This window comes from Neobacillus sp. WH10, assembly GCF_030123405.1.
Lineage (GTDB): Bacteria > Bacillota > Bacilli > Bacillales > Cytobacillaceae > Neobacillus.
In genome coordinates this window covers 4,380,357-4,394,851 of sequence record NZ_CP126110.1, presented here as the reverse complement: position 1 = coordinate 4,394,851, position 14,495 = coordinate 4,380,357, and the positions used below count along the sequence as shown (strand labels likewise).

The window sequence follows — 14,495 nt, the reverse complement described above, 5'->3', positions numbered from 1 at the left end:
AGGTATGACAAAAATTGCTGTTGTGGGAACAGGATATGTAGGTCTGGTATCTGGAGCAATGCTTTCAGATTTTGGCCATACCGTAACATGTGTTGATGTTGACGAGATAAAAATTAACATGCTTAACGAGGGAATCATTCCAATTTATGAGCCGGGACTTGAAACCATTGTTCAAATGAATTTTTATTACCGGCGCCTGAATTTTACTACGGATATCAAAGATGCTGTAGAAAATAGTGATGTTATTTTCATCGCTGTTGGTACTCCATCTGCAGAAGATGGAAGTGCGGAACTTCAATATGTCTTGGATGTAGCCAAAAACATTGGAACTCATATGAATGGCTATAAGGTTGTTGTTAATAAGTCAACTGTCCCAGTGGGAACTGGACAAAAAGTGAAGTCAATGGTTCAAGAAATATTAAATGAAAGAAATGTAGATTACCCTTTTGATGTAGTTTCTAACCCGGAATTTTTAAGAGAAGGATCCGCTGTCCGTGATTTTACTCATCCGGATCGAATAGTACTGGGGACAGAAAGTGAAAGAGCTCTTGAAATAATGAAAGAAGTATACAGAGTTCTGTACATTAATGAAACTCCCTTTGTTGAAACAAACATTGAAACTGCTGAAATGATTAAGTATGCGGCAAATGCTTATCTTGCAATGAAGATAACATTTATTAATGAAATTGCCAATGTCTGTGAAAAAGTTGGGGCTGATGTTCAAAAAGTGGCAAGAGCTATGGGACAGGATGGACGTATTTCACCAAAATTCTTACATGCAGGACCAGGGTATGGAGGCAGTTGTTTCCCAAAAGATACAATTGCACTTACGAAAATTGCTAAAGATCATGGTGAAATGATTTCACTTATTGAAACAACCATAGAAGCAAATGAAAGACAAAAACTCAAAATGGTAAATAAGATTCTTAATGCAATGGGTAGTGTTGAAGGTAAAACTCTCGCTATTCTTGGTGTAACCTTCAAACCTAATACAGATGATTTAAGAAATGCTCCATCACTTGTTATTCTGCCTGAGCTTGCAAAGGAAGGGGCAAAGTTTAAGATATATGATCCGGCAGGAGAAAATGAGGGAACACGGCGTTTTGAATTTATAAAAGAAAAAATAATTTGGTGTAAATCCGCCTATGAAGCCATAGAAAATACAGCTGCGATAATAATCCTGACTGAATGGAATGAATTTAGAAGCCTGGATTTTAATGAGTTGCAAAGGCTTAACGGTGGCAAGTACTTCTTTGATTTAAGAAATATTTATAATAATAAACAACTTAATGAACGAGGTTTTAAATACTATGGTGTAGGTGTATAAAATGAAGCTTAAACCCATTAACAAAGAAAAAATTTATTTGGTAACAGGTGCAGCAGGTTTTATCGGTATGCACCTAACCAAAGAACTGCTTGAACTTGGCTGTCATGTGATTGGGGTTGATAATCTTAACGATTATTATGATGTTAATCTTAAATACAGTCGGTTAAACATATTAATGCAATACAAAAATTTTATTTTTAATAAAGCCGATTTAACAGATAAGATGCACCTTCAACAACTGTTTACGGAGAATAAAATAGATATAGTCATTCATCTTGCTGCACAAGTCGGGGTCAGATATAGTATTGAAAATCCGGATGTTTATATCCAATCCAATTTGGTTGGATTCCATCATATTCTTGAAATGTGCAGATCCCATCAGGTGGACCATTTTCTGTATGCATCATCTAGCTCAGTATATGGAGCTAATAAAAATATTCCATTTTCTACGGAGGATCAAACAGAATCTCCTGTCAGCTTATATGGTGCAACCAAAAAAACAAATGAGCTAATGGCCCATGTTTATAGCCATTTATATCAAATACCTACAACTGGTTTGCGTTTCTTTACCGTTTATGGACCATATGGAAGGCCGGATATGGCGTATTTCTCTTTTACAAAAGCAATTATCAAGGGTTTTCCGATAAAAGTGTTTAACAATGGTGATATGTACCGTGATTTTACTTATATAGATGACATTATCAGCGGAGTTATGAAACTGATTGAAAACTCGGCAGCACTTCAAATGAAAAAGCTGCCATATAAAATCTATAATATTGGAAATAACAACTCAGAAAAATTAATCGATTTTATTACGGCGATTGAAAGTGCAGTAGGTAAAGAAGCTAAAAAAGAATACTGCCCAATGCAGCCGGGTGATGTTTATTGTACTTATGCCAATGTATCTGATTTAATGTTGGATACTGGGTTTAAACCGGAAACTCCAATTCAAGAGGGAATCAATCGTTTTGTTCAATGGTATCGAGATTTTTATGAGGAAGGCGCTGATTTTTATCAAATAAGGGGATAAACAATGGAAAAGGAAGAAAAATGCATTGTTACTATTATGAATACTATTTCTGAAACAAGCATGCCATTTAATGAATTCGTCTTATATCGAAATAAAAAATATCCTGATGTCAAACAAGCAGTTATTGTATGCAGTAGAACGAAGCCTGTTACGATTCAGCATTTGCCCGATAACATTGAATTTTTTTTTACCGGATTTAATCTTAGAAAAATTAGGCGGATTATTACAAAAGTCTGTAAACAAAATAAAACGGATGGCATTCAAGTTGCTATACACGTGCACCAGCCGAAATCGGGATTAGTTTTTCACATGGCTTCCATTTTCTCCGGTTTTAATAAGCTGGTGCTCTTTACTGTTCATAGCACCTTCCAATTACGGGATATAAAATGGAAGGTTATGAGTGTCATAAATTCAATTTTGGCGAATAAAGTAACCATTGTAAGTCATACAGCCTATGACAGCTATCCTAAATGGATGAAAAAAATAAAAGGTAAACGTATAGTACCGTTACCAAATGGCGTGGATCTTGAACGGATTGATTCCGTTATTCAGGATATGAAGTGTGAAAAAAAGGAAGAAGATGTAAAAACTTTAATTTACGTTTCAAGAATGGCGCCTTTTAAAAATCATCTATTTTTACTAAAGGTTTTGGCAAAGCTACAAAATTATAAGCTTGTATTAATCGGCCAAGAAGACAAAGAAGGAAGAATCCGAGATTTTATTAATAACAATCAAATGAGCAGCAGGGTAGAAATGACTGGTTTAATATCACGAAACGAAGTGTTTGCAAGATTAAAGAAAGCCGATATCTATTTATCTCCCTCTTTAGCGGAGGGTCTCCCTGTGAGTGTTTTAGAAGCCATGTATATAGGTTTGCCCATCATCATATCGGATATTGGCCCGCATAAAGAGATAGGGAAATACAGCCATTTCATCCCAACCGTGCCTCCTGAGGAACAAGAGTGGATCCAGGTATTGCAGCAATATCTCGAAATGGATAGAGCGTCATTGGAAGCTATTGGGCAGGAATGCAGATGGACCGCCCAAAAATATTACTCCTTGACGGCCATGCATCAACAGTATGACAGAATTTATAACAGTTTAATAAATGAAAGTTAATTGAAAATAAGGATCATTGCTTTCCTATTGAGGTGGCTTGTCATGTTGAATTCGATCCAAAAATTGCTAGAGGCATTTGAAAAAAATAATATTTTGTATTGTCATTGGAAAAGTAATGAGCATTTGAAGGAGTCTTTAAATGGCGATACCGATTTAGATATGCTTTTCCTTCCCTCCCAACGACTGGAGATAGAAGAAGTTCTTAGTAAGTGCGGACTTAAAAGATTTAGGGCAGTCCATTTGATGCAATATAACGCTATTGAAGATTATATCGGTTTTGACAACCAGGAGGGGAAAATCTGGCATCTGCATTTACATTATAAGCTTACTTTGGGGGAAAAACATTTGAAGGGGTACACCCTTCCTTGGAATAAGGATATTATAAATAATCGCCGCTATGATGCAGAACATGGAATTTATATCTCTAACCCAAATGATGAGTACATGCTTTTATTAATAAGAATCGCATTAAAACTTCGATGGCGGGACTACGGAAAGAGATTGGCTGATAATGACCGTCAAGAGCTCCAGTGGTTATTAGATCGAATAGATATAAAACAAACTGTATCCAATGTCGAAAAATTATTTGGAGAAAGTGTTGCAGGAGAGTTTAGAAAATTAATAGGTAAAAACATTATATATAAAAATGACCTTTTACAGATGCAGAAAAAGCTAAGACTTGTGCTAAAGCCTTTTCATTCTTTTGATCGGTTTTCATCATGGATCACACGTTCAAAAAGAGAGGTTTTTTGGTTAATCGGCGGAATCTCCCGCCGGCTAGGTATAAATTCGGTAAAACCTTCGCGTCGAATAGCACCATCCGGAGGAACGGTGGTAACTTTCCTTGGATGCGATGGAGCAGGAAAATCAACGACACTGAATTTTATAAAGAAGGAATTCGGAAAAAAGATTGATGTATGCCAGATTTATATGGGGAGTGGGGATGGCTCAAGTTCATTGCTGCGCTATCCAATGAAGTTAGTAGCAAGAAAGGTCGGAGGTAAAGGTTTAGGCGCAAGTTTTACCCTTAACAATAATCGTCAGCCAGGCTTTAAGAAGAAAGTGAAATATTTCTTTTATGCTTCTGCAAAAGCGATATGGGCCGTTACCTTGGCATTTGAAAAAAGAAAAAAATTGAAACAGATAACAAAGGCTAGAAATAATGGTTTGTTAGTGCTGACCGATCGATATCCCCAAATAGAGACGTTTGGCTATAATGACGGGCCTCTTTTATTTAAATGGATGGAATCTCCGAATAAACTTCTAAGAGGAATTGCCAATTGGGAATTTAAGATATATGAGACTGGCTATCGAAATGCTCCGGATGTTCTTATTAAATTGATGGTATCCCCGGAAACAGCTATACAAAGAAAGCCGGAAATGACAAGAACAGAAATTGAAAATAAAATAAATACCGTAATAAGCATGAACTTTGCGTTAAGGATTGAGGCGGTAAATACAGAGACCAGCATAAAATCTTCCTGCTCGGAGGTAATGAAAATCATATGGGAAGAGATTTAGGAACCAAAATGAAAATAGTTGATTTTTTTGGACTTCCAGGCAGCGGAAAAAGCACGATTGCACAATTGGCAGCATTGAGTCTAAGAGAGAAGGGCTATATCGTTGATGATTATCCGATTTATATCGGAAACAAAGCAAGTACAGCTATGAGGATGCTGGTCAAAATAAAATCTACCATTGTTTTCTCTTTACTGCATTTTAAATTTTTGTATGGTCTTTTTAAATCGTTGGGAGAGTCCCCATTTCAAAGCTTTAGTGAAGCTGTAAAACAATGGATCAATATTTGTTATGTGATAACAATGTACAATAGGGCTGTGAGACAGAAAAAATACCGAATTTTTGACCAAGGATTGGCCCAAACAGCAATCTCCTTAACTGCTAATTGTAAACAGACAACAGCTGATTTTGTCTTAAATGAACTATTGAAGATGGTAAATATCTCTCCCGATTTTGTTTATATTCAAGCAAATGCCAATACTGCTTTGATTCGGCTGAAATCTCGGAAATGCAGCAGGTCTAGAGTCCAGCAGTATACAAATAACGATGAAGACAAGAAAAAAATGCTAATAAAAATAGAATTAAGCTGTGAAAATATTAAAAAACACTCTCCTATAAATTTAATAAGCTTCCAAAATGACAAAAACTCCCAAGCTGAAGAAATTGCTCAAAGCATCGTTAACAAATGTTTACTGATGATGGAGGAAAATAATGCACACAAACGAACTGGTATCCATTATTATTCCAACCCATAAAGGAGTTGAAACAATTGGACGGGCAATTGATAGTGTACTATCTCAATCCTATTCCAATATAGAAATATTAGTAGTTGATGATAATGGGTTAGGAACACCGGAGCAAATAGAAACACAAAAGATTGTGGATAGCTATCTTAATCCAAAGATTCGCTATCTTTGCCATAAAATGAATAAAAATGGATCAGCGGCACGTAATACAGGAATTAAACATGCCCGCGGTTTATTTATCGCCCTTCTTGATGATGATGATATCTTTTACAGGGAGAAAATAGCGACTCAGATAAACTGTTTAAAGACATGTAGCGATGAAGAAATAGGCGTATGCTATGTTGGCTATGAAACAATATTTCCCAACGGCACAAAGATGCAGATGCCTGCAAATATTGAAGGAAAATTGACTTATGCAATTTTGCGTGGAGATGCCCATATGCCATCGAGTTCCATATTGTTTAAAAAGACAGTATGGGAGAATGTTGGTGGATTTGATGAATCATTCCAAAGGCATCAGGATTGGGAGTTTCTAGTCAGATTAAGTTCCATGTATTCAATTAAAGCCATCAACGAAATATTAATGACACGAATTATTTTGAAGCGTAACTCGCCGAATTCAGCAGCTAAATTTGAAACACAGAGATTATATTATTTGAAAAAGATGGAAAATTATATTTTATCTTTGCCATCTGATAAAAGTGAAGAGGTCTATCTAAAACATTTCTCGGATATTGCCAAGGAATTTTTTAAAGAAGGAAACATACTCAAGGGATTAAAATATATTTTTAAAACCAAAAAAACAATTAAAGCATTCGTTCATTTGACTCGTAATTTTGTAAAGCATAGTAAGTATCGAAAATTTTCATAATCATGAAGGGAATCATTTAATGGGGAGCCTATTATGATAGTTAATTATAATAATGAACCAAAAATTCAAATAGCAGATAGACTATGTAAAATTAATAGCTGGATGATTGCCTTTGTGTTAATGGCCGAATTTATTGCGATTATCATAAATTCATTGTTTCATGTATTAAACATATTGCCGTTTATCTTTGTATCTACGGTAACCATTTCCTATATATCAGCTTTTTTTGCAGGATTTAAATTTAGGATAAATATTAATGTCCTGCTTATTTATTTGTATTCCCTATTTTTATTTGCCATTTCGATATTCCTAAATGGAGCTGGGACAAACATAACCTATTTAGGCGATTTTTTAACGTACGGTTTGATTGGATTTTTACTTTTGATTCTACCGTATAACACTCGAATCATTTTAAGAGTTATTTCCTGTTCCGCTATAGGATACTTAATTTTTCAATCACAAATATTGGAATCCATATCTACTAATACAGCCTCCTATGGACAAATAAATATGTTTTCTTCTTATGCTATTTCAACCATTATCATTGCATCCATCATTTATTTAGCTTTTTATACAAAGAGGTTTCATTGGTTTGATATCGTTGTATATCTTACTAATCTAAGTCTTTTATTTTTACTTTTGCTGCAGGGGTCTAGAGGGGCTGTCTTAGAGCTATTTGTCCTGCTTTTAATTATATGGTGGAAAAAAGCAGGAAACAGCGACGTGAGGAAGGTTTTATTTAAAAAGTACCTTTTTTTAACGGGCATGCTTTTTACAGGTTTTAGTGTCCTTATCAATTACGAACAGATTTTAAAAATAATATATGAATCCCTTCAATCGATGGGAATCAGCATTTCGTTAATAAATAAATCTTATTCGCTAATTTCCTTACAAGGATCCGTGTTTGGTGTTCTCAACGGCAGGGATACTGTTTTCGATAATTCATTATCGATGTTCGGTAAATCACCGATATTCGGTGCAGGAATAGGGAGTTTTGAGGATTCCTTTAGTACCTGGCCGCATAATTTAATCCTACAGCTATTATGTGAATTGGGAGTGTTATTTTCAATTCCATTTCTATACTTTATTTGCAGAGGAATCATCGCTATTTTGCAGCAATGGAAATTTGCTAAAAATAAAGATGAGGGAATCATGCTATTGTTTCTATTTGCTTATTCTATTCCTAAACTTATGTTATCCTCCTATTTTTGGAAAGAGCAGTCTTTTTGGATGTTTATTATTGTAACTTGCAGTTTTATCCAATATAAAAAGGTACTTTAGTCAAAAGGGGTGGGATAGTTTCCATTAATGAGGGATCTGATTTTGAAGGGAGAGAATAATGGCAAAATGTATTATTAGATTGGATGATATAGCTCCAAATATGCACTGGGAAAATTATAAAAAAATTAAATATATATTACTTCAATATAATATTTTGCCGATTATAGGGGTAATACCTGATAATCAAGATGAATCACTGAAGAAATATCCAAATTGTGAAAATGATTTCTGGGAAGAGATTCAAGGTGTACAAAGTAAAGGATGGAGTATTGCCATCCATGGATATCAACATAAGTATGATACAGATTCCAAAGGAATATTAGGAATTAATCCGAGAAGTGAGTTTGCTGGACATTCTTATGGAACACAGCTTAAAAAAATTAGAAGTGCTATAAAAATTTTTCAAAATAATAAAATTTTTGCAGATGCATTCATGGCACCATCCCATTCGTTTGATGAAATTACGTTAAAGGTGTTAAGTGAAAATAATGTGTGTTGTGTTACAGATGGGTATGGGCTTTTTCCCTATAAGAAAAATGGGATATTATTTGTACCACAATTATTTGCAAAACCACGAAAATTGCCGTATGGGGTTTTTACCTTTTGTCTGCATTTAAATACCATGGATGAGAACGACCTTACTCGTTTGGAGCAATTTATTGTGAAAAATAAACAAGATATTATCCCCTTTTCCCAAGCTAAACACTTTGTATCAGATAAACTAATGAATAATTTATCTATTATTTTATTAGAACACATCCTTAAATTCGCAAGGGCAATGAAGAAATTCCTTAAATTTTTATAGGTTTCATGAGGAAGGGTAATCATTTGAAATGAGTACATTCGCACTGGTAAAAAATAAATTTAAAAGCAAATTTATAAAAAATACAAGCTGGTTAATGTTTGAGAATATTTTTCGGATGGTACTCTCAATTATTGTAACATCCCTGATGGCCCGCTACTTAGGAACCCATAACTTTGGAGTAATTAGTTATGGAACTGCGTATATTACTATATTTGCAACGGTTAGTAAGCTCGGGATAGACAGTATATTGGTTCACGAAATCATCCAGAACAGAGAAGAAACAGGTAAAATGGTGGGTACGACAATTGTGCTGCGATTGCTCTCTTCCTTGCTCTCAGTCCTTATAATATATGTAATAGTGGCATATTTAAATCCGGATAATAGCACTTTACAGCTCATCACCTTTATACAGTCCATTTCGTTATTATTTGTTGCTTTGGATACGGTAGGTTTTTGGTTCCAATCCAATTTGGAATCAAAATATGCAGTTATTTCAAAGTCAGTTGCTTTTATACTGGTTTCCATTTGGCGCTTAGGATTAATTTATTTTAATGCTTCGATGACGTATTTTGCATTTTCAACAATTTTAGAGACCTTTGTAATAGGTGCTTTTATAGTTGCTTTTTACTTCAAGTTTAAAGGACAGCGATTGGGTTTTTCGGCACAGATTGCCAAAAGATTGTTATTAAGAAGCTATCATTTTATTATTGCTGGATTACTGATTACCATTTATACCCAAATCAGCAGAATTATGACCGGACAAATGGCAGGAGAATCGGCAGTAGGAATATATGCTGCAGCAGCAACCGTATCGAGCTTATGGGTATTTGTACCCAATGCCTTGATTGAGTCGGCAAGGCCGCTTGTTATGACAGCCAAGAGCAAAAATGAAGGAGTATATGTCGAACGGTATAAGAAGTTATTATGTTCTATTATTTGGTTTGGTGTTATTGCATCTGTGATAATTACGGCTCTTTCTAAACCAATTATTATCATAGTATTCGGCAATGAATATATTGAATCAATCGGGGTAATGGCGGTATTAATTTGGTCAAGAATTTTTTCGTTGATCGGTACAGCCAGGTCTATATGGCTGGTTTCGGAGAATTTTATTCACCTTCAGAAATACTTTGTTGGAATCGGAGCTTTTGTAAATGTCGTATTAAATCTAATGCTAATCCCCTTTTATGGAGCATTTGGAGCTGCAATAGCAACTTTATTTGCTGAAGTATTTTCCTCTACGCTGGCATTACTGTTGTTTAAAGAAACACGACCATTATTAGGGTTAATCATTGAATCACTTCTCTTTAAAGGTGTTAAATTTAAAGATTCCAATGGTACCCATGAACAAGCCTGAGTAATTTCAGTAATCAGATTATCTTACTTTATACGTTCTAAATAACGAAAATTATAAAAGTATGTCGTAATTTTTTTGTGCTTAATGATATGATTTTCAGAATAATTTAGTAATAAAGTACTATTATTAATAAGGGTTTTGTTACTAAGAACTTCAAAAAACTTCTAGGTGGTGTTGGAAATGGTAAAATTTCTATGCAAATTGTTCGTTTTCACAACGATGTTACTACTATTATCAATCTATGTATTACCTAATAAAGGCCTTGCTAAGAAACCCACAACTAATAGTCAAAATACTCAGCCATACACATTGACAATAATGCATACAAACGATTCCCATGCCAGGGTGGAACAGCGCCCTAGACTGGCAACTGCCGTAAAGGAAGTAAGGTCACAAAACCCATACTCATTGCTTGTAGATGCAGGCGATGTTTTTTATGGAACAACCTACTTTGATAAATATCTTGGATTAGCAGATCTTTGGTTTATGAATAATATTCACTATGATGCTATGACATTTGGAAACCATGAATTTGATAATGGTACCGGAGTACTAGTAAACTTTGTAAAAGAAATGACTTTCCCAATGGTTAGTGCCAATGTCAATGTCTCAAATGATGCTAACTTAGCTCCTTTATTTAAAAATGAAATTAGCTCTAATCCTGTGGGCGGAAATATCTACCCTGCAATTGTTAAAGAAGTAAACGGGCAAAAAATAGGAATCATTGGGTTGACTACTATCTACTATTCCTTTCCTCCAATCATATTCGAAAGTCCATATACGAAAGCAAGTGCTACAGTCGCAGCCCTTCAGCAGCAAGGCATTAACAAAATTATCGTCATATCCCATTTAGGAATTACTGTAGATCAGAAGCTTGCAACTCGAGTACCTGGAATTGATGTAATTGTTGGCGGACATAATCATACCGCTATGCCAACACCTATGGTGATTGCAAACCTGGAGCCAACTCTCATCGTTCAGGCTGGTCAATACCTTCAATATCTAGGTCTTTTGAATGTAACTTTTGATGAAAAAGGTGTCGTTACGGATCAAGATGGTAAGCTACTTAAACTAAGTAATTATGCCCAAGATCCAGAAGCCCAGGCAAAGGTAAATGAATTTAAGGCGGGGCTTTATCAGTAATTTGCTTATAGAGCAGGGTGCAAAAAACTCAGCTTTAAGGGCACCTTTTTGCAGCAATCTATAATCAGCCAGAAGGATGAAATTGAGAAGAATATTTGATTAGACCTAAACAAGTTGTTTGGGTCTTCATCTTTCTTATTTGATGTCACTAAATTAATTAAACTTAAGATTTTCTTGGATTTTATCTGATATAGTTTTCGGGGGTAATAAACATGTCATATCTAGTTGTAGTTGCACATCCTGATGATGAAATATTGGGAGCTGGGGCAACAATTGATAAACTTTCACAGAGGGGTAAAGAAGTAAATATTTGTGTTCTTTCTTGGAAAGTTGAGGTAAGACAAGGAAGACCTTCTTTGGATGAATTGAATAGTGATATGCATGAGGCAATAAAACATATAGGTGCGAACAGGATAATTACTGGTACATTCCCTAATATAGCCTTTAACACTGTAAATCATGTGGAGTTAGTACAGTTTATTGAGAAGGCAATTATTGAAACACAATCAGAAGTAATTATTACTCATCACCCAACCGATTTAAATAATGATCATTATCATACATCTATTGCTTGCCAGGCTGCCGTAAAACTTTATCAAAGAAGGCAAGATGTAAAGCCATTAAAGGAATTATTATTTATGGAAGTACCTTCAAGTACTGATTGGGCTTTAAATAATTCAATGAATAGATTTAATCCCAATGTTTTTATTGAAATTGGTGAAGAAAGTCTTAATAAAAAAATTGAGGCTTTGTCTATGTATCGGGGGGTAATGCGCGAATATCCTCACCCAAGAAGTAAAGAAACACTTAAAGCACTTGCTGTCTTAAGAGGTAGTCAATCAGGAACATATTACGCAGAAGCATTTGAAAGTGTATTTAGAAGGGAAACTATTTAGTCTTGGAGTGAAGAATTGTGCGAATTGGGTTTGTAACTGTAGTTAAATTAGGATTAAGTTGTATAGAAGAAATATATCGAATTGGTGGTAAACTTGAACTTTTAATAACACTTCAAGATAATCTTGCACGTCATAAATCAGGAAGAGTATATCTGGATGATTTTGAAATGAAGCATAATATACCACTATATAAAATAAAAAATATCAATCAACCTGATGTGATAGATCTTATTAAAGAATACAAAATTGATTGGTTGTTTATAATTGGATGGTCACAAATAGCTAAGGCTGAACTTTTGTCTTCACCTGCTAAAGGCTGTATCGGAATGCATCCAACCTTACTTCCTAGGGGACGTGGAAGGGCAGCGATACCTTGGGCGATTTTAATGGGTTTGAATGAAACAGGGGTTACTCTCTTCAAATTAGAAGAAGGTGCTGATACAGGGCCAATTCTTGGCCAAGTAAAGGTAGGTATATCACCTACTGAAAATGCAACTAGCTTATATAAGAAGATAGATGAGGCACATATAGCTCTCATTTCACGCTATTGGGATGCTATTGTCAACGACACACTTGAACCACAAATTCAGGATGATTCTGCGGCTACCGTTTGGCCGGGTAGGAAACCTGAAGATGGTGAAATTTTAAATAGCATGACGATGGATGAAGCTGATAAATTAGTTAGAGCAGTCACACATCCATATCCTGGTGCTTTTTATAAATATAAGGATAAATTAATAAGAATCTGGTCTGCTTCTACGAATAAAAGTGAAGGTGAAATTAGACTTAGTGACGGGTATATGACTCCTATTGATTATGAAGATTTTCTAATCCTTTAATTAAGGAGGTATTTAGTTTGAAGAGATTTATAGACTTGTTTGGTTCAACAATATTACTCATAATCTTTTTACCCTTAATGTTAATTATCGGATTGATAATTCGAATAAGGATGGGCTCACCCATTTTGTTTAAGCAAATTCGACCAGGACTTTTTGGAAACCCTTTTTATATTTATAAGTTTCGAACTATGATTGATAAAAAGGATAAAGATGGGAAAATGCTTCCAGGGGAGTTACGCTTAACAAAGCTGGGAATATTTTTAAGGAAATATAGTCTGGATGAATTACCGCAGATTTTTAATGTTATAAAAGGAGATTTAAGTTTAGTTGGACCACGTCCATTATTAATGGAATACCTCCAGCTATATACAAAAGAACAGGCCAGAAGGCATAATGTTAAACCAGGAATTACCGGATGGGCTCAAATAAACGGTCGGAATTTAATTGATTGGGAGGAAAAATTCAAATTAGATATTTGGTATGTTCAAAATCAATCTCTTTTACTCGATTTTAAAATATTAGCTTTAACAATTAAAAAAGTCCTGAAAAAAGAAGGAGTTAGTGCCAAAAATCACTATAGTATGGATCGCTATAAAGGAATGTAGGAGCTAAATTTTTATTTCTTTAATCTTGGAAAATATAAAAATATTCATTTATGGCAGAATATAACAGCGTGATAATAAATATCATTTAAATGAAATAGGAAGGTGAGCCATTATGTTGGTTGATATTCATAACCATATTCTTTATGAAGTTGATGATGGACCCAAAAACAAGGAAGAAATGATATTATTAGCCAAGCAAGCAGTAGAATCAGGGATAAACCATGTTATTGCGACTCCTCATCATAAACTTCAAAGTTATGAAAATGAGCCTTCTACTATATTATCTAAGGTGGAAAAGGCCAACAAAATATTAATAGAACATGAAGTTCCGTTAACGATTTACCCCGGAATGGAATTTCATTTACATGAAAATATCCAAAATGATATAGAAAATGACAATGAACATTTTTTAACCTTAAACAATACGGGAAAATATTTGCTAATAGAACTACCAAGTCATTTCTATCCAACTCATACCGAAGAAGTTCTATATTACTTAAAAAAGAAAGGCTTTATTCCTATCCTTGCACATCCTGAAAGGAACAGGATATTGAGAAAAAATCCAGCAAAAATTTATGAATTGGTTAAACGTGGTATTTTAGTCCAGATTACTTCGGGTAATTTTACAGGAGTATACGGCAGACGATTAAAGAATTTCTCGCTGCATTTATTAGAACATGATCTTGTTCATTTTATTGCATCAGATGCTCATCATTATATACGTCGTAAATTTGAACTTATAAGTTCTTATCGTTATGTTGAAAAAAATTATTCTCCGGATTATCGAAAGTATCTTGAGGAAAATGCTATTCATGCTTTAAATGGAACTGACTTCAAAATCATGGAGCCAAAAATTATCGGAAAGAGAAGGCAATATTTTTTTCTTTATAATCATCCACTTAATCAGGTTTCTCAAAATAATCATTAGTTATAAAAAATTGGAAAAAACTCTAATAGC

The 14,495-nt window shown here is 34.5% G+C and carries 14 protein-coding genes; all 14 read left to right on the top strand.

All coding sequences use genetic code 11. The annotated features are described in order from the left end of the window. The first annotated feature begins 4 nt into the window (after positions 1-4). Positions 5-1,327, top strand: a complete 1,323-nt coding sequence (locus QNH20_RS21510) for a UDP-glucose dehydrogenase family protein (RefSeq protein WP_283919977.1) — start codon at positions 5-7, stop codon at positions 1,325-1,327. A gap of 1 nt (position 1,328) precedes the next feature. Next, the gene (locus tag QNH20_RS21505; protein ID WP_283919976.1) at positions 1,329-2,357 is read left to right on the top strand and encodes an NAD-dependent epimerase/dehydratase family protein; all 1,029 of its coding nucleotides are present in this window, start codon (positions 1,329-1,331) and stop codon (positions 2,355-2,357) included. A gap of 3 nt (positions 2,358-2,360) precedes the next feature. Next, complete coding sequence (locus tag QNH20_RS21500; protein ID WP_283919975.1) at positions 2,361-3,476, top strand: glycosyltransferase family 4 protein; 1,116 nt, start codon at positions 2,361-2,363, stop codon at positions 3,474-3,476. Between the two features lie 42 nt (positions 3,477-3,518). After that, the gene (locus QNH20_RS21495) at positions 3,519-4,997 is read left to right on the top strand and encodes a nucleoside/nucleotide kinase family protein (protein ID WP_283919974.1); all 1,479 of its coding nucleotides are present in this window, start codon (positions 3,519-3,521) and stop codon (positions 4,995-4,997) included. Next, the gene (locus QNH20_RS21490; RefSeq protein ID WP_283919973.1) at positions 4,982-5,749 is read left to right on the top strand and encodes a hypothetical protein; all 768 of its coding nucleotides are present in this window, start codon (positions 4,982-4,984) and stop codon (positions 5,747-5,749) included. Before QNH20_RS21495 ends, QNH20_RS21490 begins: the two co-directional genes overlap by 16 nt. Further along, a complete protein-coding gene (locus tag QNH20_RS21485) occupies positions 5,706-6,611 on the top strand; it encodes a glycosyltransferase family 2 protein (RefSeq protein ID WP_283919972.1) in 906 nt (301 codons plus the stop codon). The genes QNH20_RS21490 and QNH20_RS21485 overlap by 44 nt, the downstream gene beginning before the upstream one ends. A 33-nt stretch (positions 6,612-6,644) precedes the next feature. Then, positions 6,645-7,892 (top strand): O-antigen ligase family protein, encoded by a 1,248-nt coding sequence (locus QNH20_RS21480; protein WP_283919971.1) that lies wholly within the window; start codon positions 6,645-6,647, stop codon positions 7,890-7,892. 58 nt (positions 7,893-7,950) lie between these two features. After that, a complete protein-coding gene (locus tag QNH20_RS21475) occupies positions 7,951-8,697 on the top strand; it encodes a DUF2334 domain-containing protein (protein ID WP_283919970.1) in 747 nt (248 codons plus the stop codon). 28 nt (positions 8,698-8,725) lie between these two features. Then, positions 8,726-10,054 (top strand): flippase, encoded by a 1,329-nt coding sequence (locus tag QNH20_RS21470; RefSeq protein WP_283919969.1) that lies wholly within the window; start codon positions 8,726-8,728, stop codon positions 10,052-10,054. A 180-nt stretch (positions 10,055-10,234) separates the two neighbouring features. Further along, positions 10,235-11,197, top strand: a complete 963-nt coding sequence (locus tag QNH20_RS21465; protein ID WP_283919968.1) for a metallophosphoesterase — start codon at positions 10,235-10,237, stop codon at positions 11,195-11,197. A 212-nt stretch (positions 11,198-11,409) separates the two neighbouring features. After that, positions 11,410-12,093 (top strand): PIG-L deacetylase family protein, encoded by a 684-nt coding sequence (locus QNH20_RS21460; protein WP_283919967.1) that lies wholly within the window; start codon positions 11,410-11,412, stop codon positions 12,091-12,093. 17 nt (positions 12,094-12,110) lie between these two features. Then, positions 12,111-12,932 carry a formyltransferase family protein gene (locus QNH20_RS21455; protein ID WP_283919966.1) on the top strand — a complete coding sequence of 274 codons (822 nt, stop codon included), beginning with the start codon at positions 12,111-12,113 and terminating at the stop codon, positions 12,930-12,932. 17 nt (positions 12,933-12,949) lie between these two features. Continuing rightward, complete coding sequence (locus QNH20_RS21450) at positions 12,950-13,537, top strand: sugar transferase (protein ID WP_283919965.1); 588 nt, start codon at positions 12,950-12,952, stop codon at positions 13,535-13,537. A 112-nt stretch (positions 13,538-13,649) separates the two neighbouring features. Next, the gene (locus tag QNH20_RS21445; RefSeq protein ID WP_283919964.1) at positions 13,650-14,465 is read left to right on the top strand and encodes a tyrosine-protein phosphatase; all 816 of its coding nucleotides are present in this window, start codon (positions 13,650-13,652) and stop codon (positions 14,463-14,465) included. Positions 14,466-14,495: the final 30 nt, after the last annotated feature.

Bases quoted from the DNA above. Each gene is read 5' to 3' on its own strand.
- QNH20_RS21465 (WP_283919968.1), top strand. From the start codon at position 10,235: ATGGTAAAATTTCTATGCAAATTGTTCGTTTTCACAACGATGTTACTA.
- QNH20_RS21490 (WP_283919973.1), top strand. From the start codon at position 4,982: ATGGGAAGAGATTTAGGAACCAAAATGAAAATAGTTGATTTTTTTGGA.
- QNH20_RS21470 (WP_283919969.1), top strand. From the start codon at position 8,726: ATGAGTACATTCGCACTGGTAAAAAATAAATTTAAAAGCAAATTTATA.
- QNH20_RS21510 (WP_283919977.1), top strand. From the start codon at position 5: ATGACAAAAATTGCTGTTGTGGGAACAGGATATGTAGGTCTGGTATCT.
- QNH20_RS21500 (WP_283919975.1), top strand. From the start codon at position 2,361: ATGGAAAAGGAAGAAAAATGCATTGTTACTATTATGAATACTATTTCT.
- QNH20_RS21495 (WP_283919974.1), top strand. From the start codon at position 3,519: ATGTTGAATTCGATCCAAAAATTGCTAGAGGCATTTGAAAAAAATAAT.
- QNH20_RS21445 (WP_283919964.1), top strand. From the start codon at position 13,650: ATGTTGGTTGATATTCATAACCATATTCTTTATGAAGTTGATGATGGA.
- QNH20_RS21460 (WP_283919967.1), top strand. From the start codon at position 11,410: ATGTCATATCTAGTTGTAGTTGCACATCCTGATGATGAAATATTGGGA.
- QNH20_RS21475 (WP_283919970.1), top strand. From the start codon at position 7,951: ATGGCAAAATGTATTATTAGATTGGATGATATAGCTCCAAATATGCAC.
- QNH20_RS21480 (WP_283919971.1), top strand. From the start codon at position 6,645: ATGATAGTTAATTATAATAATGAACCAAAAATTCAAATAGCAGATAGA.
- QNH20_RS21505 (WP_283919976.1), top strand. From the start codon at position 1,329: ATGAAGCTTAAACCCATTAACAAAGAAAAAATTTATTTGGTAACAGGT.
- QNH20_RS21485 (WP_283919972.1), top strand. From the start codon at position 5,706: ATGCACACAAACGAACTGGTATCCATTATTATTCCAACCCATAAAGGA.